The sequence below is a fragment of the Janthinobacterium sp. JC611 genome, assembly GCF_018682595.1.
Lineage (GTDB): Bacteria > Pseudomonadota > Gammaproteobacteria > Burkholderiales > Burkholderiaceae_D > Janthinobacterium.
The window spans coordinates 1-227 of record NZ_JAFLJN010000058.1 but is presented as its reverse complement, the minus strand read 5'-3'; the positions used below and the strand labels follow the sequence as shown (position 1 = coordinate 227).

1 protein-coding gene is annotated in these 227 nt (G+C 66.5%); it reads right to left on the bottom strand.

Annotated elements, in window-relative coordinates; genetic code table 11:
- The coding region (locus J0O65_RS25295) for a YDG domain-containing protein (RefSeq protein ID WP_215409924.1) at window positions 1-227 on the bottom strand (227 nt) is incomplete at both ends.

Sequence of the window (227 nt, the reverse complement as noted above, 5' to 3'; positions counted from 1 at the left end):
GCATCGTCGCCGCTCAGCGCCAGGTTCGTCACACGCACGGCCTTGCCGCTGCCCGCGTTCCTGTTGCCAAAGGCGGCGTTGCCGCTCACGCTCAAGGCGTCGCCAACGATGCGGTCGTCGCCAAAGTTCACCTGCGCGCCCGTCGTGCCGTCATACGTCTTGTTGACGCCGTTGACGCTCACGTTCAAGGTGCGCGCCGCGATGTCGGCCGTGGTGCTGCCCGTATT